20 protein-coding genes are annotated in these 23,584 nt (G+C 34.5%); 12 read left to right on the forward strand and 8 right to left on the reverse strand.

Annotated features, from left to right (window positions below; genetic code table 11):
- Nucleotides 1–54: 54 nt before the first annotated feature.
- Both ACWA1B_RS15105 and apaG read left to right on the forward strand, forming a co-directional pair.
- Entirely contained in the window at nt 55–1,314 is a 1,260-nt protein-coding gene (locus tag ACWA1B_RS15105) for a type IX secretion system plug protein (protein ID WP_456908275.1), read from the forward strand.
- A 79-nt stretch (nt 1,315–1,393) separates the two neighbouring features.
- A complete protein-coding gene (apaG, locus tag ACWA1B_RS15110; RefSeq protein WP_012023834.1) occupies nt 1,394–1,780 on the forward strand; it encodes a Co2+/Mg2+ efflux protein ApaG in 387 nt (128 codons plus the stop codon).
- Here the strand turns inward: apaG and pdeM are convergent.
- The 4 genes from pdeM to ACWA1B_RS15130 all read right to left on the reverse strand — a co-directional run bounded on the left by pdeM (nt 1,777) and on the right by ACWA1B_RS15130 (nt 7,813).
- A complete protein-coding gene (gene pdeM / locus ACWA1B_RS15115) occupies nt 1,777–2,412 on the reverse strand; it encodes a ligase-associated DNA damage response endonuclease PdeM (RefSeq protein ID WP_456908278.1) in 636 nt (211 codons plus the stop codon). The two genes, apaG and pdeM, sit on opposite strands and share 4 nt — an antisense overlap.
- A gap of 7 nt (nt 2,413–2,419) precedes the next feature.
- Nucleotides 2,420–4,879, reverse strand: coding sequence for a ligase-associated DNA damage response DEXH box helicase (locus tag ACWA1B_RS15120; RefSeq protein WP_456908280.1), 2,460 nt, complete (start codon nt 4,877–4,879; stop codon nt 2,420–2,422).
- Between the two features lie 101 nt (nt 4,880–4,980).
- A complete protein-coding gene (locus tag ACWA1B_RS15125; protein WP_456908281.1) occupies nt 4,981–6,582 on the reverse strand; it encodes an ATP-dependent DNA ligase in 1,602 nt (533 codons plus the stop codon).
- Between the two features lie 160 nt (nt 6,583–6,742).
- Nucleotides 6,743–7,813 carry a ligase-associated DNA damage response exonuclease gene (locus ACWA1B_RS15130; protein WP_456908283.1) on the reverse strand — a complete coding sequence of 357 codons (1,071 nt, stop codon included), beginning with the start codon at nt 7,811–7,813 and terminating at the stop codon, nt 6,743–6,745.
- 190 nt (nt 7,814–8,003) lie between these two features.
- Here ACWA1B_RS15130 and pruA point away from each other — a divergent pair, with 190 nt between their 5' ends.
- Nucleotides 8,004–9,629 carry an L-glutamate gamma-semialdehyde dehydrogenase gene (pruA, locus tag ACWA1B_RS15135; RefSeq protein ID WP_456908285.1) on the forward strand — a complete coding sequence of 542 codons (1,626 nt, stop codon included), beginning with the start codon at nt 8,004–8,006 and terminating at the stop codon, nt 9,627–9,629.
- Between the two features lie 100 nt (nt 9,630–9,729).
- Here the strand turns inward: pruA and ACWA1B_RS15140 are convergent, their stop codons facing one another.
- From ACWA1B_RS15140 to ACWA1B_RS15150, 3 genes are read right to left on the reverse strand one after another with little or no spacing between them, the layout of a single operon-like run.
- Entirely contained in the window at nt 9,730–11,469 is a 1,740-nt protein-coding gene (locus ACWA1B_RS15140) for a CocE/NonD family hydrolase (protein WP_456908287.1), read from the reverse strand.
- A gap of 12 nt (nt 11,470–11,481) precedes the next feature.
- Complete coding sequence (locus tag ACWA1B_RS15145; RefSeq protein WP_456908289.1) at nt 11,482–12,201, reverse strand: LytR/AlgR family response regulator transcription factor; 720 nt, start codon at nt 12,199–12,201, stop codon at nt 11,482–11,484.
- Entirely contained in the window at nt 12,198–13,259 is a 1,062-nt protein-coding gene (locus ACWA1B_RS15150) for a sensor histidine kinase (protein WP_456908291.1), read from the reverse strand. Before ACWA1B_RS15150 ends, ACWA1B_RS15145 begins: the two co-directional genes overlap by 4 nt.
- A gap of 322 nt (nt 13,260–13,581) precedes the next feature.
- Between ACWA1B_RS15150 and ACWA1B_RS15155 the strand changes: the two genes are divergently transcribed.
- Nucleotides 13,582–14,313 carry a hypothetical protein gene (locus tag ACWA1B_RS15155; RefSeq protein WP_456908293.1) on the forward strand — a complete coding sequence of 244 codons (732 nt, stop codon included), beginning with the start codon at nt 13,582–13,584 and terminating at the stop codon, nt 14,311–14,313.
- Nucleotides 14,314–14,394: 81 nt separating this feature from the next.
- Here ACWA1B_RS15155 and rsmG read toward each other — a convergent pair whose 3' ends face one another.
- Nucleotides 14,395–15,024 (reverse strand): 16S rRNA (guanine(527)-N(7))-methyltransferase RsmG, encoded by a 630-nt coding sequence (gene rsmG, locus ACWA1B_RS15160; protein ID WP_456908295.1) that lies wholly within the window; start codon nt 15,022–15,024, stop codon nt 14,395–14,397.
- A 107-nt stretch (nt 15,025–15,131) separates the two neighbouring features.
- On the opposite strand from rsmG, the gene ACWA1B_RS15165 reads away from it, so the two are divergent.
- The 8 genes from ACWA1B_RS15165 to ACWA1B_RS15200 all read left to right on the forward strand — a co-directional run bounded on the left by ACWA1B_RS15165 (nt 15,132) and on the right by ACWA1B_RS15200 (nt 23,582).
- Complete coding sequence (locus ACWA1B_RS15165) at nt 15,132–16,229, forward strand: fatty acid desaturase family protein (protein WP_456908297.1); 1,098 nt, start codon at nt 15,132–15,134, stop codon at nt 16,227–16,229.
- Nucleotides 16,230–16,303: 74 nt separating this feature from the next.
- Nucleotides 16,304–17,494 (forward strand): pyridoxal phosphate-dependent aminotransferase, encoded by a 1,191-nt coding sequence (locus tag ACWA1B_RS15170; protein WP_456908299.1) that lies wholly within the window; start codon nt 16,304–16,306, stop codon nt 17,492–17,494.
- A gap of 352 nt (nt 17,495–17,846) precedes the next feature.
- Nucleotides 17,847–18,302 carry a ferritin-like domain-containing protein gene (locus ACWA1B_RS15175; RefSeq protein ID WP_456908301.1) on the forward strand — a complete coding sequence of 152 codons (456 nt, stop codon included), beginning with the start codon at nt 17,847–17,849 and terminating at the stop codon, nt 18,300–18,302.
- A gap of 129 nt (nt 18,303–18,431) precedes the next feature.
- Complete coding sequence (locus ACWA1B_RS15180) at nt 18,432–19,022, forward strand: hypothetical protein (protein ID WP_456908303.1); 591 nt, start codon at nt 18,432–18,434, stop codon at nt 19,020–19,022.
- A 146-nt stretch (nt 19,023–19,168) separates the two neighbouring features.
- Nucleotides 19,169–21,037, forward strand: coding sequence for a peptidase U32 family protein (locus ACWA1B_RS15185; protein WP_456908305.1), 1,869 nt, complete (start codon nt 19,169–19,171; stop codon nt 21,035–21,037).
- A 471-nt stretch (nt 21,038–21,508) separates the two neighbouring features.
- A complete protein-coding gene (gene purT / locus ACWA1B_RS15190; protein WP_456908465.1) occupies nt 21,509–22,684 on the forward strand; it encodes a formate-dependent phosphoribosylglycinamide formyltransferase in 1,176 nt (391 codons plus the stop codon).
- A 2-nt stretch (nt 22,685–22,686) separates the two neighbouring features.
- Nucleotides 22,687–23,007: a DUF6370 family protein gene (locus ACWA1B_RS15195; protein ID WP_456908307.1), complete on the forward strand. Its 321-nt coding sequence runs from the start codon at nt 22,687–22,689 to the stop codon at nt 23,005–23,007.
- A complete protein-coding gene (locus ACWA1B_RS15200; RefSeq protein WP_456908309.1) occupies nt 23,007–23,582 on the forward strand; it encodes a Crp/Fnr family transcriptional regulator in 576 nt (191 codons plus the stop codon). Before ACWA1B_RS15195 ends, ACWA1B_RS15200 begins: the two co-directional genes overlap by 1 nt.
- The last annotated feature ends 2 nt before the right edge of the window (nt 23,583–23,584 follow it).

The raw sequence follows: 23,584 nt of genomic DNA on the forward strand, positions 1-23,584 counted from the left end.
GGCCTATTTTTCGTTTTATAAAATTGTTATATTTACAATCTTACAATGAATCAAATGTCTAAATTTTTATTTCAAAGCCTTCTGTTGCTCCTTGTTTTTACTTCGGCGAAAGCCCAGGAAGTACAAAATGAAATAGATCCTCCTTATAACATAAAAACGGCTTCATTTGTTCAAAATGATACTAATGTTGTGCCGATTTTTGAATTAGGATCTGTATTTTCATTTCAGTTTGATGATTTATTTGGCAACGAAGCGAATTATTATTTTGAAGTGGTGCATTGTGATTACAATTGGATTCCGACTGACATTCCAAAAACAGATTATATTCGAGGTTTTGACAATCAAAGAATTACTGATTATTCAAATTCATTTAATACACTTCAGGGCTATTCGCATTATAAGTTAACTTTTCCGAATCAATTTACGACGCAGCTACGAATTTCAGGTAATTATATGCTGAAAATTCTCAATGAAGATCGGGAAGTTGTTTTTTCCAGAAAATTTGTTCTTTATGAAAATCATTCAACAGTTGCCTGTTTAGTAAAACGAACAAGAAACCTCAGCAATATTGACTTTAAGCAAAATCTTGAATTTACGATATTGTCAAATGACATTGTTTTTCAGACACCTTTGCAAAACATAAAAGTACTTTTACTGCAAAACGGAGATTTTAAAACCAGCATTAAAAATGTTCCTCCACAATATACCATTGGAAATCAAATGGTATACAAATATGATAAAGAAACACAATTTTGGGGTGGAAATGAATTTTTATATTTTGAGAATAAAGACATTCGCGCAGCTAGTAATAATGTTGCCAAAATGGGTTCCAACAATGATGTTTACAGCTCCTATTTATACACCAATCACGCAAGAGGAAACCAAATTTATACTGTTTATGAAGATGTAAACGGAAATTTTGTAGTGAAAAACATCAACGGATTTAAACAGGAAATTGAGGCCGATTATGCCTGGGTATATTTCAGTCTTTCTGCTCCGGCTTTTCAATTAAACAAGGATATTTATATTGCGGGAATGTTCAACAATTACAGCCTTTCACCAGAATATAAAATGGATTATAATTCAGATAAAGGAATTTTTGAAAAAGCGGTTATGATCAAACAAGGTTTTACTAATTATCAATACAGAACAGTAGACAAAAAAGGAAATATTGATTATGAAAATGCTGTGGATGGAAATTTTTATCAGACTGAAAATGAATACACCATCTTAGTTTATTACAAAGAAAGTTCTGATCGCTACCAAAGAGTGATTGGAAAAGGAAACGGAAACTCAATAAACATCGTTAATTAAAACAATGTTAAGGTTTTCACTTCAATCTTTTTTTTTCGTAGATTTGCAACTATAACGTACACATATATACTACTTTAGTATGGTTTCTCAGATTACAAGAGGCATAAAAATATCAGTTTTAACTAGTTTTGAAGGAACTTACTTCAAAAACTATAAGATTCATTTTGCTTTTAGTTATGTAGTTACGATTGAAAACCACAGTAAAGATTCGGTTCAATTAACTTCGCGTCATTGGGAAATTTTTGATTCTTTAAACGACTTAGATATTGTAGACGGTGAAGGCGTTATTGGTAAAAAACCGGTTTTAAAACCAGGTGAAAACCACACATACAGCTCTGGCTGTTTATTGTCATCTCCTTATGGTGCCATGAAAGGTCATTTTAATATGATCAATTTCACAACTACCAAAACATTCAAAGTTATTGTTCCTACTTTCAGAATGTGTGCTCCTTTTGCATTGAATTAATTCATCGCAATTTCTATTACTTCTTCATTTGTAATTGCATAAACTTTGTCATTTTCTTCGGGAATCAAGTAAAAATTACCTGTAAATTCTCCGAAAGAAGGAAAAATCAATTGATGTGGTTTTCTAAAAAAACAAGACAAACTCAAAAACTGTCGTCCCAAACCTTTTAGTTTAATTCCGGGATGAATATGTCCGCATAAGTTAAAAAAGTCTTCTCTTGTTGTGGGATGATGTGTTAGAAGAAAATCATCAATTATTAATTCTTCGTAAATTTCGATATTTAAATCATCATAATATTTTCTTGAAATTATATCGTGATTTCCTTCAATTAAAATAATTTGCTGAGAAATCGTTTTGATCCAATCAGCAAAAAAGTTCCATTCGTTATTAATTTTACTATGGAATAAATCTCCAAGAAAAATAATCATTTCAGAATCAAATAGATCCAACACTTCATTTAATCTCGCAAAATTTTCCAAAACGGCTTTTTCAGGTATTGCCATTCCATGTTTTCTAAAATGCGCAATTTTCCCCAAATGCAAATCAGAAACGAAAAGCATTTTCTTTTCTTCCCAAAAAGCAGCTCCGGATTGATGCAAAACGAAATTTTGATTATTGATGCTGATCTTCATATTTTAATTATTTCATGTAACTCGCTGTCATTTTTTTAATTCTTTCCTGCAATGTTTCGCTGGATATTTTTTCCCTTAATCGATCTGTAATTATCGGAAAACTAAACGGCGTTGGTTTCTTACATTCTTTCCAGACAATATTCTGGTTATTTATTCTTTCCATGGCCTGAATCAAACGTCCTTCTTCTAACTGATGTTCAAAGGTTTCAATAAAAGCCTGCTGCAATAATAAATTATCGGGTTCATAATCTCTAAAAACTTCAAAAAGCAATTGTGAACCGCTTTGTAAATGTTTTGTTTTAACAGGTTTTCCGGGCATTCCTGTAAAAACCAAACCTGCTATTACAGCAATATCCCTAAATTTTCGGCGCGCCATTTCTGTTGAATTTAAGCTTCTCTGCAAATCATGATGTACATATTCTGTAGAAAATAAATTATTATCAAAAACAGATTGCATATCAATTTCCTGATCAGAAAGCAATTCGAATCCGTAATCGTTGTACGCAAGAGAAAACGTTATTGGCGACAATAAACTGATTCGATATGAAATTAAACTTGCCATTGCTTCATGAACATATCGCCCTTCAAAAGGGTAAAAAATGGCATGAAAACCTTCACGTGTTTTAAAGGTTTCGATTAAAAATTCATCATTATTAGGCACAATGCTTTCTTTGCGTTGTCTATCAAAAATAGGCATAAGTGCTTTTAATTCTGGAGTTAAATTATCAGTGTTAGCTGTGTATAATTCTTCACGAAGCAATTCACTCATTTGGGCAGACAAAGTCATTCTTCCTCCCATCCAGCTTACCACTCTGGCTGTTTTTTTAGGATCCGCTTTTCGAACCAAAACCTGCATATTTTTAATTTGAAACAATTCAAGTCGCCTTCCGGCAAAAGTAAAAACATCGCCTCGCTGCAGTTTTGAAGCAAACCATTCTTCAATTGTTCCGATAAAACCACCGCTTAAAAATTTTACATTTAAAACGGCATCGCCTACAATCGTTCCCATTTGCATGCGATGATGCATGGCAATAAAACGACTATTAATCTTATAACGTCCGTCTTCTTCAATTTCTACTTTTTTGAATTCGTCATAAGCTTGTAAACTCTGGCTTCCGTTTGTGATGAAATTTAAAATCCAGTTCCAGTTTTCTTTCGTCATATTTTGATAACAGAATGTTGTTTTAACTTCTTCATAAATTTCATCCGGAAAAAATCCATCCGAAACTGCGAGTGTATTTAAATATTGAACCAAAACATCCCAACTGTTCAAATATGGCATACGGTCTTCGACAACGGTTTTGGCAACTGCTTTTTTTAGTGCCGAAGCTTCTATTAATTCCATTGCATGCGTAGCGAGAAAATAAATCACACTTTCTTTTCCCGGTTGGTGTCCGCTTCTTCCTGCCCTTTGCAGAAATCGGGCAACACCTTTTGGTCCGCCAACCTGAATAATGGTTTCAACGGGCGCAAAATCGACTCCAAGATCTAGACTCGAAGTACAAACTACCACTTTTAATTCTTCATTTCTAATGGCATCTTCCACCCATAAACGAGTTTCTCTGCTAATACTTCCATGATGCATCGCCATTTCGCCTGCAAATTCTGGATATCTTTCTAAAATCGCCTGAAACCAAATTTCGCAAGCCGAACGTACATTCGTAAAAATTAAAGTTGTTTTGCTTCTTCGGATGATTTTGGCCACCTCATCAATCAAATGCAAACCCATATGTCCGCGCCACGGATAGGTTTCCATTTTCTCTGGCAAAATTGATTCTATCTTGATTTTTTTATTGATATGTGCTTTTATCAAAACTGAATTTTGATACGCTTCTGTATCATGACCTAACAAAACTTCTTGCGCTAATTCGAGATTTCCAATAGTTGCCGAAATACCCCATATACGCATTTTTGAAGCAATTGTCTTTAATCTCGAAAGCGCCAACTCCATTTGCACGCCTCGTTTAGTTCCCATTAATTCGTGCCATTCATCAACAACGATTGCACCGCAATTGTTAAAGGTTTTTTCGTATTGTTTTGATGCTAAAAGAAGCTGTAAACTTTCGGGTGTTGTAATTAAAAGATCCGGCATTTTGTTTTTCTGCTTCGTTCTTTCGCTTTGCGAAGTATCTCCAGACCGAATTCCAACCGTTAATGGTAAATCTAAATCTGTAATAATTCGTTCTGCTGCTTGTTTTATTTCTACTGAAAGCGCTCGTAAAGGCGTAATCCAAATGGCTTTTAATCCGGGCTTGTGCTTGGTTTTATAATCGGGATTTTTTTTAATATAATCGAGAACTACAGGAAACCATAAAGCATAAGTTTTTCCGCTTCCTGTTGGAGCGTTTAATAAACCATTTTTTCCCTGCAGAAAAGCGGTCCAGGTTTGCGTCTGGAACGGAAAAGATTTCCAACCCTGACTTTTGAACCAGTTTTCGGCTAATACATATAATTCGTCCCTTTTCATTTTTTTTAGGTTCAAAGTTGCAAAGGCTCAGAGGGACAAAGTTTAGCTGTTTCCGATTTTTTTTTTCTTTGAAACTCTGTTACTTTGTCCCTTTTAACGTTTTACGAAATCATATTTTTTAAATCTTCAATAGAATTCGCTTCTTCTATTTTTTTGTCTTGTCGCCATCTCAAAATTCTTGGAAATCTTGTAGCAATACCACTTTTATGTCTTTTGGAAAGAGAAACGCCTTCGAAACCAATTTCAAAAACCAATTGCGGCGTTACACTTCGAACTGGTCCAAAACGTTCTAAAGTATTCTTCTTTATAAAATCATCGACTTTTCTAAATTCAGCATCGGTTAAACCGGAGTACGCTTTCGCGAAAGTTACGAGTTCTTTTTCTCCCTGATCATTATTTTGCCAAAGCGCGAAAGTATAATCGGTAAATAAATTCGAGCGTCGTCCGTGTCCGCGCATGGCGTAGGTTAGAACGGCATCAATTACTAAAGGTTCTATTTTCCATTTCCACCAATCACCTTTTTTTCTTCCCACTTGATACGGCGAATTGTTTCTCTTTATCATCAAACCTTCACTTTTCATTTCGCGGGCGCGTTCTCTTTCTTTCGCAACATCTTCCCAGGAAGTTAAAGCAACTCGTTTTGAAAGTTGAAAAGAAGTTGTATACTCTTTTATGTCATCATATAAATTCTCCAATAATATTCTTCTTTCAATATACGGCAGATTTCGAATATCTTTTCCCTCCCATTCTAAAATATCATAGGCTTTTAAAATTACAGGAACTTTTTCAAGCAAATTTGCTGATATGGTTTTACGGCCAATTCTGGCTTGCAAATCATTAAATGTTCCGATTTCTTTTTCGGGAAAAGCTAGAATCTCCGCATCGATTACGGTTCCATTTGGAATAAGTCCGACGAAAGATTTAAATTCCGGATATTTATCCGTAACCAGCTCCTCGCCTCTTGACCAGACATAAATTTCGCTTTCGCGGATGATGGTTTGTGAGCGAATTCCGTCCCACTTATGTTCGATCGACCAATCTTCAGGATTTCCTAAATCTTCAACTTCACCTTCAATTGGATACGCCAGATAAAACGGATACGGTTTTGATAAATAATCAGAACTTTTTTCATCCAAAATCAATTCCTGAAAAGTAATCGTGTTCGGATTCCAATTACCCATTAATTTATACGCCAAAGCATCTTCATCAACATTTTCTGCTTTTGATAAAGCTCGCGTCATTAATTTTTGGCTTACGCCGATTCTCAAACTTCCGGTAATTAATTTGGTAAAAACAAAACGTTCATAATAATTTAACGCCATCCAGTTTTCATGCAGATATTCTTTTTTCTCCGAATCGGATTTCTTTTTTAAAGCAATGATTTCCTGCAGAAATTCGGTTAAACTTTTGTCAGAATGTTCTTTTGTAGTGGGGATAATCAACGCAATAGTTTCAGCCAAATCGCCCACAATATGGTAACTTTCTTCAAAAAGCCACAGCGGAATGTTCGCCAGTTCATTTGCCCAAAGTCGCAATAAAGTAGTATTAACTGGTCTGGCAGGACGACGATGCGAAAGAATAGCAATAGTCCATACTTTATCTTCCGGCGATGCATTTTTAAAATACGTCGTTAAAGCATCGACTTTTATGTTCGTTTTATTCGAACTGTCTAACGTTTTTATGAGTTGAGCGAAATTTTTCATCTATGTTCATTTTAAACCGCATAATTATTTTAACACATAGAAACATAGCTTGTTTTTGCGATTAAAGGCGTTTCACTTTGTTTAAATTCACATAGCTATGTGTGAAAACTAAGTTTTCTTTTTTTAAACTTTTTTATTGAATTTTAAACCTATGTTTCTATCAGTTAAAATTTTCCAATGCATTATTTTCAGAAATAACCGAAGTTTCATTGTGATCTATCTCCTTATCCACTTTTTCCATTTCTGCAGTCTCACCTTCGTATTGCGTTCTTTCGGTTCTGGCGTCGTAACCTAATTCTCTTAAATATTTGGCAAAAATATCGGTATAACCATGCGTACAAATTACGCGTTCTGCACCCGTTGCTTTGACGCTTTCTAATAAAGAATGCCAATCGCAATGATCGCTTAATACAAAACCTTTGTCGATCGCACGTCTGCGTCTTGCACCACGAAAAGCCATCCATCCGCTCGCCGCTCCGGTTACAAATGGCGTCATTTTTCTAATCCAAATGCTTCCATGTGCGCTTGGCGGAGCAAGAACAATATTTCCTAAAAGTGCTTCTCTTTTCGTTTCTCTGGTAATTAATTCTGTTGGAGGAAATTCAACCATCGGACGTAAAACATTTGTCATATTTTCGATTGCGCCGTGCGTATATATTTTTCCAATATCAGTATCCAAATATTTTAAAAGCCGTTGTGCTTTTCCTAAAGAATATCCAAACAGAATTGAAGTTCTGCCTTCAGCTTTATTCTCGGCCCACCAATTATTAATTTCAGAAATAACTTCGGCTTGCGGTGTCCAGTTAAAAGCGGGTAATCCGAAAGTACATTCGGTTATAAACGTGTCGCATTTTACAACCTCGTATGGGGTTGAAATTCCGTCGTCTTCGGTTTTATAATCTCCGGTAAAAACCCAAACTTCGCCTTTGTGTTCTACTCTAATCTGCGAACTGCCAATAATATGCCCGGCGGGATGAAGTGAGAATTTCACATTATTTATTATAAAGGTTTCTCCCCATTCTTTTCCTGTTACGTTAATTTCCCCTAATCGATGACGAATTATGGGAACATTGGTATGATGAGTAATATAATTATGGTGTCCCCAGCGCGCGTGATCAGCATGTCCATGCGTAATTATGGCGTTCTTTACAGGACGCCAAGGATCAAGATATACATCAGCCTGCTGACAGTAAATACCTTTATCATTAAAAGCTAAAAGTGGTATTTTCATATTGGTGTATTTAAAACATTCTTTTAGAAGTAACTCAAATTTAAACCTTTATAAAAAATCATATTTTACAACTTCGTGTAATTAGTTTATTAAATTACAACTTTTTAATATTGTATTGTGATATAATCAAATTATCATTTGTACTTTTGTAAAAAATTAAACAAATCGTAATTTTAAAATAATTTATCCCATGTTAAAAGGATTCTTTCATGTACCAAAAGCGGTAAACGAGCCTGTAAAAGGATACGCACCGAACTCACCAGAAAAAGCAGCTGTACAAGCAGCTTACGCTACAATGTGGAACTCTCAAATTGATGTTCCTTTACACATTGGAAGTGAAGAAATCAGAACTGGAAACACAAGAAATATTACAGCTCCTCATGATCACAAACACGTAGTTGGAAAGTATCATTTAGCTGAAAAACAACATATTGAAAAAGCAATTGCGAATGCTCTTGAATCAAGAAAAGCATGGGCAAATATGGCATGGGAACAGCGTGCTGCTATTTTCTTAAAAGCTGCTGAACTTATCGCAGGACCATACAGAGCTCGTATTAACGCAGCAACAATGATTGGTCAGTCTAAAAATATTCATCAAGCAGAAATCGATGCTTCTTGCGAGTTAATCGACTTTTTACGTTACAATGTTGAGTTTATGACTCAAATCTACAACGATCAGCCAAAATCAGATTCTTCTGTTTGGAATCGTGTCGAATACAGACCTCTTGAAGGTTTTGTTTATGCTATTACTCCATTCAACTTTACTGCCATCGCTGCTAACCTTCCTGCAAGTGCTGCTATGATGGGGAATGTTGTAGTTTGGAAACCAAGTGACAGCCAAGTATTTTCTACAAAAATTATTTTGGATGTTTTCAAAGAAGCTGGAGTTCCTGACGGAGTTATCAATGTAGTTTTCGGAGATGCTTTAATGATTACAGATACTGTTTTAGCTAGCCGTGATTTTGCTGGTGTTCACTTTACGGGATCAACTCATGTATTTAAAGATATCTGGGCTAAAATTGGAGCTAACATCCATAATTACAAAACTTACCCAAGAATCGTTGGTGAAACAGGAGGTAAAGATTTTATCATTGCTCACCCAAGCGCAAACGTAAAACAAGTAGTTACAGGAATTACTCGTGGAGCATTTGAATTCCAGGGACAAAAATGTTCTGCTGCATCTAGAGCTTACATCCCACAAAGTTTATGGCCAGCTGTAAAAGAACAATTAATTGCTGATGTAAAATCTATGAAAATGGGTTCTCCAGAAGATTTTGGAAACTTTATTACAGCAGTTATCCACGAAGGTTCTTTTGATAAATTAGCTAGTTATATCGAACAAGCTAAAAAAGATGCTGATGCTGAAATTATCGTTGGTGGAAATTATGATAAATCGGTTGGATACTTTATTGAGCCAACGGTTATTGTAACTACAAACCCAAAATATACTACAATGGAAACTGAGTTGTTCGGACCAGTTATCACGATTTATGTTTACGAAGATGCTAAATGGGAAGAAACTTTAGAATTAGTTGATACTACTTCTGAGTACGCGTTAACAGGAGCAGTTTTCAGCCAGGATCGTTATGCTATTGAAGTCGCTACAACGAAATTGCAAAACTCAGCTGGTAACTTCTATATCAACGATAAACCAACTGGAGCTGTTGTAGGAATGCAGCCGTTTGGTGGAGCAAGAGCTTCTGGAACTAACGACAAAGCGGGTTCTGCATTGAACTTATTGCGTTGGGCTTCTCCAAGAACTATCAAAGAAACTTTTGTAACTCCTGAGGATTACAGATATCCTTTCTTAGGTTAATTTTTAGTTTCAAGTTTCAAGTTTCAAGTTTCAGGTTTTAAGTTTGAAATCTGTCAATATAAAAAAGCCGAATCTTTTCATTAAGATTCGGCTTTTGCTTTTATTTCCAGATTGGAATTTTCACAAAACTATCGTTGTACCATCTTATTTTTAATGGTTCTTTCGCGTCTTTAATGCTTTCTTCGGTGACTACTTTTCCGGTTCCGTAATTTATTTCTGAAAATGGGTTTTTATTTACATTCAATGTGATTAATAATCTGCTTCCTTTACTTAATTTTTTGCTCACTAAGCGTGTGTTTGAAAAAGGAATCGATTCTATAGTATCTGGTTTCAACAGATTTCTTTGGGTAATATCTTTAGCATAACTGGCACGACCAATAAAATAAGCCAAATTAAAATAAGTTCCATCAGGCATTACTTCGTACAAAGTCACGCCAATATCCATATCTTTTTTATTGATGCTCGCTTTGATTTCTCCTAAAAATGAACCATTCACCAGCAAAGGTTCTTTTATTGGCTCGCTTATAAAAACATACCCGTTTGTTGTATCGACTTGGTCATTAATAATTGGATCTGGATAATAAAAGTTGTTACTATTCACTCTATCAACAAAATTAACTTCTTGTGGTAAATACCCTTTTTTAGCAGGTTTCTTGTTATTTAATGAATAAAAATCACCCGATTTAGTATTGGTCAAATAAAATGTTAGAAAGCCGTTATTCATTTTATCTATAGACGGAGCGCTTCTCCATTCGTTAGCCCCCATTACTTCATAATTAACTCTATCTTTTAAAATTTCAGGTTTGGGTTTATTTTTAAAAATATAATCAAACCATTGATAGGTTATTTTGTTGGTATTAATTAAAGCATCTGCATCAACTTTATAACCATTCAGTACAGCAGTTCCTCCTTTTTGAGCACCAAAATGGCTGTACGGACCTATAATTAAATAAGAATCAGCCTTCGGATTATATTTATGAAGTTCTCTTAAATAATATAAGCTCGAATTCTGAGAATCATTGTAATAACCGTCGATTGCCAAAATAGGAATATTTATTTGAGCGAAATCTTTTTTATACGGTCCCATTTTTTGCCAATATTCATCAAAAGAAGGATGTTGAATCCATCGTTGAAAAAGTCTGTTTGGTGTACCGTCAATGCTGTCCATTTTTTTATAAGCCACCCCAGTTTCCCACCAATTAAACTGCATTTTTCTAAAACGCTGTCTGTCATTTCCTGCAATTGTATCGAGATATTTATTATTTCCAACATAAAACGACCATTCGTAATTCGGATTTATAAATACATTGTTTTCCATTGGCAAACCCATTCCTGCTTTATTAGCAACATAAGGAACTATTGTTTTAAGTGCAGGATGCATTTTTTTGCAGGCTGCCCATTGTGTTAATCCATTATAACTTCCGCCATACATTCCTACTCTTCCATCACACCATTCTTGTTTACTGATCCAGTCGATAACATCATAAGCATCATTACTATCATTTTCGTATGGAAATATTTCACCAGGACTAAATCGCTTTCCTCTTGAATAAACAATTACGCCAACATAATCATTGTCTGCTGCAGTTTTTAAAGATTTTAAATCTCTTCTTTCTGAAACATAAATAGTAAATTGAAGTATAACAGGTTTTGGAGTGATAATTCCTTTTTTTCGAACTAAGATTGCCGATATAAAAGCGCCATCTCTGGTCTTGATCATCACACTATCCTGAATATTGTATGCGCTTTTTAAATCTTCAGATTTTGTTTTACTTGTTTGTTGTGAGAATGCATTTGATATCAAAAAAATGAGAAATATAAAATTTAAAGTAGTTTTCATATAATCGTTCTATTAAATTCCGTTGCTGTTTTTAAATTTTACCGATTGACGTTTTGAAACTTTCAATAGTTCTCCGGTTTTTAGTTTTATTTCCAGTCCGCCATCCATTGTTTTGTTTAGATCATGGATGTATTTAATATTTACAATTTCGGTTCTGTTAATTCTCAAAAAGATATTCTCATCGAGCATTTCTTCCCATTGACGAAGCGATCGCCTTTGCATTGCCTTTTTGTCCTGAAAAAAAAGTCTGGTATAATTTTCCAGCGATTCAATCAAATAAATTTCATCTAGCGGAATAAAAAATCGCTTTTCTCCATCTTTAATAAAAATCCTTCGGTTTTGTTCTGCCGAATCATTTACAGAAGATTTTGCACTTAAAGTGTTTCTTATTTTTTCAATTGCTTTCGAAAAACGTTCTTCTCTTATGGGTTTCATTAAATAATCTAAAGCATTTACTTCAAATGCTTTTACAGCATATTGATTGTACGCCGTAATAAAAAGTACTGCCGGTACATGATGTAAAGATTCTAATAAATCGAATCCAGATTTTTCAGGCATTTCAATATCCAAAAAAATCAAATCAGGCATTTTTGTTTCGATCAAATCCTTTGCATCATCTGCATTTTCAGCCTCACCTATAAGAGTAAAATCTTCATATGGTTTTAAAGCTTGTTTGATTTCTTCTCTAGATAAACGTTCGTCATCTATTATTATAACTTTAATCTTTTTCATTTTGACGGAATTAAAATTGTTGCCAAGACCGTTTCATTATCCATTTCCTTGATTTCAAAAAAAGCGTTTCCATTATATTGTAAGAGCAATCGGTCTGTGAGGTTTTTTATCCCAATACCTGAATCTTTTATTTCCTTGCTGAGTTTACCTGAATTTTGAACCGTTATTTTTATAAAATTGTTTTCATCCTCAACTTTTATCGTAATAAATCCGCCGTTTTTTCTTTTTTCAATTCCATGTTTTACAGCATTTTCAACCAATGTCTGAATACTAAAAGGGAGAATTAAATGGGTCAATTCATCTTCATTTATTTCAATTTTGATTTGCAAGCGATCTTCAAAACGTATTTTTTCCAATTCGAGATAATCCTTAACTAGATTTATTTCGTCACTTAAAGGAATTACTTTTTCAATATTGCTATTTAAAGAATTCCGTAATAAGTCAGACAAAAGGTCAATTGCTCTTCTTGCTGCATGTGGATTTTCTAAAACCAGAAATTTTATATTATTCAAGGAATTAAAAAAGAAATGCGGATTAAGTTGCGCGCTTAGATTATTCAGTTGTGTTTCTTTTATAATAAGTGATAATCGGGCATTTTCTTTTATGGTTTGCAATTCAAGTCTTGAATAATGATAAAGATGATAAGCCAAAACCCAAATCGACATTAATCTTGTACCGGTAATGAATATTTGCAACTGTATCGATTTAAAAAACAATATAAATGGCAAAGAATTGCTTTTTAGAAGAAAGAGACGAACCATGTATAATTTGCCGGCAATTAAAACTGTATATAGCACTGAAAGTATTAAAACGCCGATAATCATTTTTGGAATTAATGTTTTTAGATTTAATTTATTCCATCCCTTTTTTAAAACAAAATTCCTGTAAAGATGCGTCAGCAGAATACCAATTGAAATATCCAGTATCAAGTCTGCAATGCCAATTTTCCATATAAAATTACCGCTAAAAAAAGCCTGAAATCCCCAATATAAAGAAGCTGTAATCCATCCAGCAAGCTGAATTTTCCAATAAGTCGATATAGTTTTAGTTACTTTCAAAGTGATTGATATTAGTGCTGTAGTAAAGGTATTTCTCTAATATAGATTGGACAAATAAAAGTACAGGAAAGAAAAATAATAGGTGATGAATGAAAGTTTATTCTAAATTCTAATTGATTTTGTGAGCGAAAAACAATCTGATGATACCTAGATTCTTTTGGATTTAAATTTTGTAGTCTTTTTCTTATTTAATTAAAAATCAACTTATTAAAGAACAAAAAAAGCTTATTTTATCATTTTTTAGACTTCTAATTCCATTCTAAAAAACGCTATCCTAATAAATTTGCTGAAAAATTTTATCCAATAAAATAATCTACTGCATATGAGAAACTTAAACAACGTACCACAAATAATTTTAAAATCAAAAAGTATTGGACATCCCATCGATTTCAAATGGAATAATAGAAAGATGCAAATGTTTTTAGATCCATTAGAAGGAAATGAAGAATTAGAAAACATATTGTCCCAAATTAGCCATAAAGCCTGCATGGGATTAACAGCAGCTTTATTGGAATGGATTTCATGGCGTTTTACTGGCTATTCGACATCAGCAAATGATATTCAAAAACGTATAGAAGCACTTTGGTGTTCTGTTCGCGATAGCCACGAAACAGATCCTTTACTATTTGATACCAATCTAGATATGTCAGATTCTGGTTCAGTAGACGGGCCTCTATGGGTTGCACTTATGAATGTGCGAATGATTGATGTAAGATATAGAAAAGGTTCTTATTTTCTTCAAAGTGAACTTATTGGACTTGTATTACTTGCACGTTATATTACTCCAAAGAAAAAGTTTTTTGACAAATGGTTTAATACGACAATTGCAGCTTTACTAAACTCCTATCCTTGTGGATATAATTATAAAAATGCAGACCAAAGTGACGAAAGCATTTATGATTCTTCTAAAGAGACTGTTATATGCCGAGAATTTTTCTTTGATACAAAATTTCATTATACACCTGCAGCCTGCGAAATAGCGTTGGATAATTTCATCAACAATTTAAATCATAAAGCAAATCCGTTTTTACATTTATCACAAAAAGCATGTTAGTTTTAATCACTATTAATTCAAAAAATAACCCGGAAGAGTTTTATTAATTCTATCCGGGTTATATATTTTTTAATCTTTAATTTATGGTTTAAACTTTAATGGCAGATGCACGACTTTTTTGGTTTCAAAAAATTCATCATCAAAATGATCTGCTAAATCATATAAAGTTGCATTTGGAAAATCTTTTAATTCTTCAGCCAAATCACCACCTTTTAAATACAAAATTCCGTTTTTGAGGGTATGTTTATGCTGTTTCTTAATTTTATCATGTATCCAGGAAACAAAATCAGGCATGTTCGTTACGGCACGACTCACAATAAAATCAAAATCCCCTTTTACCAATTCGGCACGTTTTTGCTCTGCTTTTACATTTTTTAATTCTAAAGCATCAGCAACTCCTTGTACCACTTTTATTTTTTTTGCGATAACATCAATCAAATAAAAACGAGTTTCAGGAAAAAGAATCGCTAACGGAATTCCCGGAAAACCTCCCCCTGTTCCAACATCCAAAACGGTTGTTCCTGGTTCAAACTTCATGATTTTAGCAATTCCTAACGAATGCAAGATATGTTTTGTATATAATGAATCAATGTCTTTGCGCGAAATCACATTGATTTTTTCATTCCAATCGTGGTATAAAAAGTCTAATTGTTGAAATTGTTTGATTTGAATATCGGTCAAATCAGGAAAATATTTCAATATCTCATCCATTGCTCTAAATTTTTAACAAAAGTACTACTTTACGATTGAAATATTTAACTCAATTTTGCAAATTGAGAATTTATAATAATTACCTTTGAAACCTATTTAAAATAATTATGAATAACTCTGCACCAACATTTGCAAGACAAGACAATCTGAAGTTTTTCAGAACACTTAACTCTCGCGTAAACAATTACTTCAAAGAAAATAATATCCAGAAAACTGGAAATTGGAAACTGCATTTAAAAGCCGTTATTCTTTTTGCCGTATTTTTGACACCTTATTTTTTAATCCTTACGCTTAATATGCCGTTTTGGGTCATGTTATTATTATCCATTGTAATGGGTATTGGTATGGCCGGCGTTGGAATGAACGTAATGCACGACGGGAACCACGGTTCTTATTCAAACAAAAGCTGGATCAACAAATTAATGGGTGGAACTATTTATGTTCTGGCTGGAAATGTTTACAATTGGCAAGTTCAGCATAATGTATTGCACCACACTTACACTAATATTCCTGGACATGATGAAGATCTTGATGCAGGAAGAATTATCCGTTTTACAAAACATGCAGAATGGCATAGTTTTCACCGTTTTCAACATTATTATTCGGTTTTCTTATACGGATTACTGACTTTCAACTGGGCAATTACAACCGATTTTAAGCAAATGCGTAATTATCTGAAAAGAAAATTATCTTACGGAGAACCAAAAAGCCCAAAAATCCTTTGGACAACCTTAATTATTACAAAAATCATTTATGTATCAATCTGGATTGTATTGCCAATCGTAATTGGAATTACATGGTGGAAAGTGGTTCTTGGATTTTTTGTAATGCACTATACAACAGGATTAATTTTAAGTATTGTATTTCAATTAGCACACGTTGTTGACCACACTACTAATCCAGAGCCAAATGAATTAGGCGAAATGGACAACACCTGGGCTATTCACCAATTGTATACCACAACTAATTTTGCACCAAAAAACGCAATTGTAAATTGGTACACAGGTGGATTAAACCATCAAATCGAACATCATATTTTTCCACATATTAGTCACATTCATTATGGCAAAATTGCAAAAATCGTAAAAGAAACTGCAAAAGAGTGCAACTTGCCATATTACGAATACAAAACAATGCGAAGCGCTATTGTAGCTCACTTCAAGCATTTGCGTGACTTAGGAATGAAGCCAGAATTATCAGTTTAAAAACTAAAAAAAATCTATTAATAATTAACCTTCCTTAATAAGCGCATCAAATTAAGGACATCAAAAATTTTATAATGAATCATATTCTTTCGGACAGAATCAACAATCTTGCTACTTCACAGACATTAGCAATGGCTGCATTGGCACGCGAATTAAAAGCACAAGGAAAAGACATTATCAGTTTAAGTTTAGGCGAGCCAGATTTCAACACGCCAGACTTCATTAAAGAAGCAGTAATAAAAGCAGTAAACGAAAATTATAGCACTTATTCTCCAGTGGAAGGTTACCTTGAATTGAGAGAAGCAATCTGCAGAAAATTCAAAAGAGATAATGATTTAGAGTACAAACCAACTCAAATCGTAGTTTCTACAGGAGCAAAACAATCTTTATACAACATTGCACAAGTAATGTTAAACGATGGCGACGAAGTTATCTTGCCAGCACCATACTGGGTTTCTTATTTCGAAATTGTAAAGCTTTCTGGCGGAGTTCCGGTTGAAGTTCCAACTTCAGTTGAAACAGATTTCAAAATGACACCAGAACAATTAGAAGCTGCAATCACACCAAAAACAAAAATGATGTGGTTCTCTTCTCCATGTAATCCTTCAGGATCTGTTTACAGCAGAGAAGAATTAACTGCATTGGCAAAAGTTTTAGAAAAACACCCAAATATTTACGTAGTTGCCGATGAGATTTATGAGCACATTAATTTCTCAGGAACTTTCTGCAGCATTGGTTCTATTCCAGGAATGTTAGACAGAACAATCACTGTAAACGGAGTTGCAAAAGCATTCGCAATGACAGGATACAGAATTGGTTACATTGGAGCTCCGGAATTTATCGCAAAAGCGTGTACAAAAATTCAAGGGCAAGTAACATCTGGAGCAAATTCAGTTGCTCAAAGAGCTACAATTACAGCTGTAGATGCAGATCCAAGCGTATTAAACGAAATGGTTCAGGCTTTCCACGGTCGTAGAGATTTAGTTGTTGGATTATTGAAAGAAATTCCAGGAATAAAAATCAACGTTCCAGAAGGTGCGTTCTATGTATTCCCAGATGTTTCTTCTTTCTTCGGGAAAACTTTAAGAGGAACTGAAATCAAAGATGCAAACGATGTATCGATGTATCTTTTAGCTGAGGCAAATGTTGCTACAGTAACAGGAGATGCTTTCGGAAATCCAAACTGCATTCGTTTCTCTTACGCAACAAGCAACGACATTTTAACAGAAGCATTACGCAGAATCAAAGAAGCTTTGACTGCATAATAATATAATAAGTTTTATTAAAACGGCTTAAGGTTCAAAAGTTTCATCACTTTTATACTTTAAGCTGTTTTTTTATGAAGATATTTTGGGTGTGTCCCTCCAGGTCGTCCCGATGGCTATCGGGATTCGGCTATATCTTTTATTCCGCTCCGCTCCTCACGCAAAACGGTAAACGAGAAAATTCATTTTCAAAAGAAAAAAATCTAAAAAATCTGCCAAATCTGCGAGAGTAAAAAAAACACTTTCAAAATTCCCATTCCACAATATTGTAAAACAGCAGTTATAATCCTGTAAAACATAACGCTTTAGAAATCATCAACTTTGTAATGTATTAATTAAAAAACTATTAGTCATGACAAATACAGATGTAAACACAGATGAAACCGTAAAAACTTTAAACGGATTAATTTCAATTCTTGAAGACGGAAAACTAGGATATACAAATGCTGCCGAACATGTAGAAAATCTAGCGATGAAAGCCGATTTTTTAGATTACGCCCGCGAACGTGCCCTTTTTATTGTAGAACTGCAAGACGAAATCAACAAATTAGGAAAATCAACTGATACTTCTGGCGGTGGACCATTGGGAGCCTTGCATAGAACTTGGATTGACATTAAATCGTCATTTACAGGAGGCGACACTAAAGCAATTATCAATGCTTGTGTTACAGGTGAAGAAGCTGCAATCGAAAAATATAAAGCTGCACTCGAAGAAAACCATCTTGAACACAGTCAGATTTACATTGTTTCAAAACAATTAAACAGTATTCAAAACACTTTATCGCAAATTAAAATGAGAGCACTTTAATATCATTGAAGTTTTTTATTTTAGAAAAACTGCTTAGTTTAAATAACTGGGCAGTTTTTTTGTTTTTTGTTAAAACTGAAAAATAAATCTTATTTTAGTCGCAACCAATTTCTAACCAAAACTATTTTTATGACCTTAACTTTACGTTATTTCGTTGCTATTATTTTGGCATCATTATTTTCATCTTATTCTCAAGCACAAACAACAGGTAAATTCATTAAAGCATCTATAGGTTATGGATCAAGCGCTTCTTATTATATAGAAGATTATGGAAGTCAAGACGAAGTAGATGTTATGGGAGGTGGTCTTTATCTTCAAGGCGAATATATTATAGGACTCAAGTCATGGTTTAGCATAAGACCTTACGCCGGTGCGATTTTTGAATCTGTTGATAAAGATCAAAATGTACAAAATCAACCTCAATATAAGGTAACAACTAACGCTTTTTTAATGGGAGGGAAAATTCGTTTTTGTGCACCAATTCCGTGGGTTGCACCTTTTATTGAAGGTGGTATTGGAACATCGATAGGTAAATTCGAGACCTTTACACCAAACGTTAATTTTAATAAAAGCACCATTTTAATGCATGTTCCTTTTAGTGTTGGATTAGCGATAGGCAGAAAAAACAGTCTAGAAATTGGTATTTCTGGTTACTTTCATCCAGCGGCAAAACAGTCTACGGGAGTATTTGCCGTTGGATATACTTTTCCGATAAATTAATATTAAGTTTATATTTTTCGTTTATCATCATCCATATTAAGTTAACAATTTCAAAAAAATCGCTTCATCACTAGCAAACTCAAATAATTTATTAGACCTTTGCACACTTTTTTTCGGGAATACCACAAAAGTCTAAAGTTTTAGAAATGAAGAAGAAAATCGAAATATTAGCTCCTGCTAGAGATTTAATTGGAGGAATCGCAGCCATAAATAGTGGTGCCGATGCAGTATATATTGGTGCACCGCAATTTGGAGCGCGTTCAAATGCAAACAACTCAATCGAAGATGTTGCGGAACTTGTAAAATACGCACACTTATTTAACGCACAGGTTTTTGTGGTTATGAATACCATTTTGTACGACAACGAATTAGAAACGTGTCGTGCCATGATTTGGGAATTATACGATATTGGTGTCGATGCATTGATTATTCAGGATATGGCAATTATGGAAATGGACTTGCCTCCTATCGTCCTTCATGCCAGCACACAAGCCAATAATCGTGACAAAGAAAAAATAAAATTTCTTAAAGATGCCGGAATCAAACGTGTGGTGTTAGCCCGTGAATTGAACCTGCATCAAATTAAAGAAATCTACGATTACGCTGATGTTGAATTAGAATTTTTCGTGACTGGAGCTTTATGTGTATCCTTCAGCGGAAACTGTTATATGAGTGTGGCAAACGGAGAACGAAGCGCCAACCGTGGTTCTTGCGCTCAAAACTGTCGTTTACCTTATAACTTAATCGACGGAAACGGAGATACTTTAATCAGAAACAGTCACTTGCTTTCTATAAAAGATTTAGATGTTTCTGATCAAATTCCGAATTTAATTGAAGCTGGAATCGTTTCTTTTAAAATCGAAGGAAGATTAAAAGATGTGGCTTACGTTAAAAACAACGTATCTTATCTTCGTCAAAAATTAGACAGTTATTTAGAAGGAAGTGATAAATACATGAAAGCTTCTTCTGGAAAATGTACTTATACTTTCGACTCTACATTAAGCAGAACGTTCAATCGTGGTTATACTGATTATTTCGTTAACGAAAGACACAGCTCTATTGGTTCATGGGAAAGCCCAAAATCAAAAGGACAATATATTGGTAAATTAATTAGAACTGTTGGAAATGCTTACGAAATCGAAAACGGCGAATTATTAAACAACGGTGACGGACTTTGTTTCATCAATGAAAATAACGAAGCTGACGGAATCTACGTAAACAAAGCCGAAAACGGAAAAGTATATCCAAACGTTTTAAAAGAAATCAAAGACGGAACTTTTATTTACCGTAACAACGATATTGCTTTCATCAAAATTGTAGAAAGGGAAGACAGCGCAATCCGTAAAATCGGAACGACTTTATTGCTTACAGAAAACGAAAATGGTTTTGAGTTAATAGCAACCGATGAAGACGGAAACGTAAGCACCGTTATTTTAGAGCATTCAAAAGAGCAGACAAAAACTGGCGAATCAATCGAAGAAAACATAAAAGTTCAATTAGCAAAAACAGGTTTTACACCTTACAGCGCTGACGAAATCAACATTATGTTTTCTCAAAACTGGTTCCTTCCTATTTCAAAAATCAACGAAATGAGAAGAAGTGTTTACGAACAATTATCAGAAATTCGTTTGGCAAATTACAAACGTGAAGAACACCAATTGGTAAAAACGTCACATCCGTATCCTGAAACCAAATTGGATTTTATGTACAACGTGTCGAACAAAACTGCTCGTAAATTCTACGAACGCCACGGTGTTACCGAAATCGAAAAAGCATTCGAATTGCAATGGGACCCAGGAAAATCTCGTGTAATGACAACCAAATATTGCATCAAATACGAATTAAAAAAATGCCCGATACATCAAAAAGATATAGTTGGTGTCAAGGTAAAAGAGCCATTAGTATTAAAACAAGGCGAGTTAGAATACAAACTAAAATTCAACTGCAAACCCTGCGAAATGGAAATTTGGGAAAAAGATGCTGAATTCGAGATTGAAGAAGATCATTTTCATTAACATACAAACCGATACTTTTAAAAGAAGTATCGGTTTTTTATTTTGGGCGTGTTTCGCCGCGGCGAACCGGGCTATCCGTTACAAGTCCTCGCCTGTTCGTTCCTCACGGCTGTGGGCTTTCCACTTCTATCCCTCACGCAAACAGTTTCAGAAGAACTTTTACGTTTATAATTCCCAGAATTTTGTCATTTCGACGAAGGAGAAATCTTCGCAAGTAACTCCGTTCCAATAAGCCAATCTTTGTAGAACTACTCGTGGAGATTTCTCCTTCGTCGAAATGACAAACTGTATGGTGACTTTGTCATAAAACTAAAATCAATTACAAAATTAAATCCGCCGAATCTCTAAAATCTGCGTGAGAAATTCGTTGCGCTCTTTTTAAACTTAAAAACAAAAACTTAGCGCTCTTTGCGTAATTCTTTGCGAACTTTGCGGTTAAAAACATTTTTAGCTACTTTTACTACTCAAACAATACAGCACTCCAAAATGAAAATACTACTCCTGGGTTCAGGCGAATTAGGCAAAGAATTTGTCATTGCCGCACAACGAATCGGACAAACCATAATTGCAGTTGACAGTTACGAAAATGCACCGGCCATGCAGGTTGCACATAGCTTTGAAGTAATCAATATGCTCGACGGTGAAGCGCTGGACAGAATCGTAGCCAAACACCAACCCGATTTTATAGTTCCTGAAATCGAAGCCATTCGTACCGAACGTTTTTACGATTACGAAAAACAAGGAATCACTGTTGTTCCTTCAGCGAAAGCGGCAAACTTTACTATGAATCGTAAAGCTATTCGTGATTTAGCAGCAAAAGACCTCGGGTTACGAACTGCCAAATATCAATACGCAACTTCAGCAGAAGAACTGCAAAAAGCTGTTCAGGAAGTTGGAATTCCGTGTGTGGTAAAACCATTAATGTCTTCATCTGGAAAAGGACAATCCACAATAAAAACAGAAAGCGATATCGAGAAAGCATGGCAATATGCCGTTGCAGGTTCGCGTGGCGATGTTATCGAAGTGATCGTAGAAGCTTTTGTCAATTTTGATTCAGAAATCACGCTTTTAACTATTACTCAAAACAATAACCCGACATTATTCTGTGCACCAATTGGTCACAGACAAGAAAGAGGCGATTATCAGGAAAGCTGGCAACCGGCTTTGGTTTCAGAAAAAGATTTATACGAAGCGCAGGATATGGCCGAAAAAATTACCGAAGCTCTTGGCGGAGCTGGACTTTTTGGTGTTGAATTTTTCTTAACAAAAGAAGGCGTTTATTTCTCTGAACTTTCTCCACGTCCGCACGATACCGGAATGGTAACTTTGGCTGGAACACAGAATTTCAATGAATTTGAATTGCATTTAAGAGCCATTTTAAGTCTTCCTATTTTCGAAATTACTTTGGAAAAAGCTGGTGCAAGCGCCGTAATTTTAGCATCAGAAGATTCTGCAAATCCAACTTTTACCGGAATCGAGAAAGTAGCCGCTTTACCAAAAACCGATTTCAGGATTTTCGGAAAACCGACATCAAGACCTTACCGCAGAATGGGAGTTGTTTTAAGCCATGATTCACTTTCAACTCCAATAAATGAAGTAACAGAACGCGCCAAAGAAACCGCAAAATTAATAACTGTAAATTCTTAACTATGAAAAACATACTTTTCGCAACATTCCTTTTTATTGGAATCACAGTACAGGCACAAGACAAAAAAAAATTTGACAAACCAACAGTCGTTGAAGCTTCTTGTGGAGAATGCCAATTCGGAATGAAAGGAAAAAGCTGTGATTTGGCAGTTCGTATTGATGGGAAATCATATTTTGTTGACGGAACTACGATTCACGATCATGGAGATGCACATGCCGAAAAAGGCTTTTGCAATGCAATCAGCAAAGCTTTAGTTACAGGAGAAATAAAAGGCGACAGATTTAAAGCGACTTCATTTACTTTAATTGACGATAAAAAATAATGGCATTAATTCTCGAAAATATTGCCAAACACGTTTCTTTAACACCAGAAGAACAGGCACTTTTTTTATCTAAACTAGAAACTAACACTTACAAAGCCAAAACAGTTTTATTAAACGCTGGAGAAGTATGCAAAAATTCGTATTTTGTAAACTCAGGAATTTTAAGAAGCTTCAACATCAATGATAATATTGTTGAACATGTTTTATCTTTTGCCTGTGAAGGCTGGTGGATAAGTGATATGTACAGCTATTTTTCAGAAAAACCAGGGCAACTTTTTATTGAAGTTCTGGAAGATGCAGAAGTTGTTTCTTTATCCAAAGAAAATCAGGAACAATTGTACCTAGAGATTCCGAAACTGGAACGCTTTTTTAGAATTCTAATTGAAAATTCATTAGTGGCTAACCAACAACGATTAATGGACAATTTGAGTTTACCTGCCGAAGAACGATTTGAAAAATTCACAAAAAAATATGGAACATTGGTACACAAAGTCCCGCAAAAACAAATCGCTTCTTTCATTGGTGTAACACCTGAATTCTTCAGTAAAATGAAAGCAAGGCTTTTAAAAAAGTAAAG

It is taken from the genome of Flavobacterium xizangense (assembly GCF_054075145.1).

Excerpts from the sequence above, each read along its gene's own strand:
- rsmG (WP_456908295.1), bottom strand. The coding sequence starts at position 15,024 with ATGGATGAGATATTGAAATATTTTCCTGATTTGACCGATATTCAAATC.
- ACWA1B_RS15105 (WP_456908275.1), top strand. The coding sequence starts at position 55 with ATGTCTAAATTTTTATTTCAAAGCCTTCTGTTGCTCCTTGTTTTTACT.
- apaG (WP_012023834.1), top strand. The coding sequence starts at position 1,394 with ATGGTTTCTCAGATTACAAGAGGCATAAAAATATCAGTTTTAACTAGT.
- ACWA1B_RS15180 (WP_456908303.1), top strand. The coding sequence starts at position 18,432 with ATGACCTTAACTTTACGTTATTTCGTTGCTATTATTTTGGCATCATTA.
- ACWA1B_RS15130 (WP_456908283.1), bottom strand. The coding sequence starts at position 7,813 with ATGAAAATACCACTTTTAGCTTTTAATGATAAAGGTATTTACTGTCAG.
- ACWA1B_RS15170 (WP_456908299.1), top strand. The coding sequence starts at position 16,304 with ATGAATCATATTCTTTCGGACAGAATCAACAATCTTGCTACTTCACAG.
- ACWA1B_RS15195 (WP_456908307.1), top strand. The coding sequence starts at position 22,687 with ATGAAAAACATACTTTTCGCAACATTCCTTTTTATTGGAATCACAGTA.
- ACWA1B_RS15175 (WP_456908301.1), top strand. The coding sequence starts at position 17,847 with ATGACAAATACAGATGTAAACACAGATGAAACCGTAAAAACTTTAAAC.
- ACWA1B_RS15140 (WP_456908287.1), bottom strand. The coding sequence starts at position 11,469 with ATGAAAACTACTTTAAATTTTATATTTCTCATTTTTTTGATATCAAAT.
- ACWA1B_RS15125 (WP_456908281.1), bottom strand. The coding sequence starts at position 6,582 with ATGAAAAATTTCGCTCAACTCATAAAAACGTTAGACAGTTCGAATAAA.
- pruA (WP_456908285.1), top strand. The coding sequence starts at position 8,004 with ATGTTAAAAGGATTCTTTCATGTACCAAAAGCGGTAAACGAGCCTGTA.
- ACWA1B_RS15185 (WP_456908305.1), top strand. The coding sequence starts at position 19,169 with ATGAAGAAGAAAATCGAAATATTAGCTCCTGCTAGAGATTTAATTGGA.
- ACWA1B_RS15165 (WP_456908297.1), top strand. The coding sequence starts at position 15,132 with ATGAATAACTCTGCACCAACATTTGCAAGACAAGACAATCTGAAGTTT.
- ACWA1B_RS15120 (WP_456908280.1), bottom strand. The coding sequence starts at position 4,879 with ATGAAAAGGGACGAATTATATGTATTAGCCGAAAACTGGTTCAAAAGT.
- ACWA1B_RS15145 (WP_456908289.1), bottom strand. The coding sequence starts at position 12,201 with ATGAAAAAGATTAAAGTTATAATAATAGATGACGAACGTTTATCTAGA.
- pdeM (WP_456908278.1), bottom strand. The coding sequence starts at position 2,412 with ATGAAGATCAGCATCAATAATCAAAATTTCGTTTTGCATCAATCCGGA.
- ACWA1B_RS15155 (WP_456908293.1), top strand. The coding sequence starts at position 13,582 with ATGAGAAACTTAAACAACGTACCACAAATAATTTTAAAATCAAAAAGT.
- ACWA1B_RS15200 (WP_456908309.1), top strand. The coding sequence starts at position 23,007 with ATGGCATTAATTCTCGAAAATATTGCCAAACACGTTTCTTTAACACCA.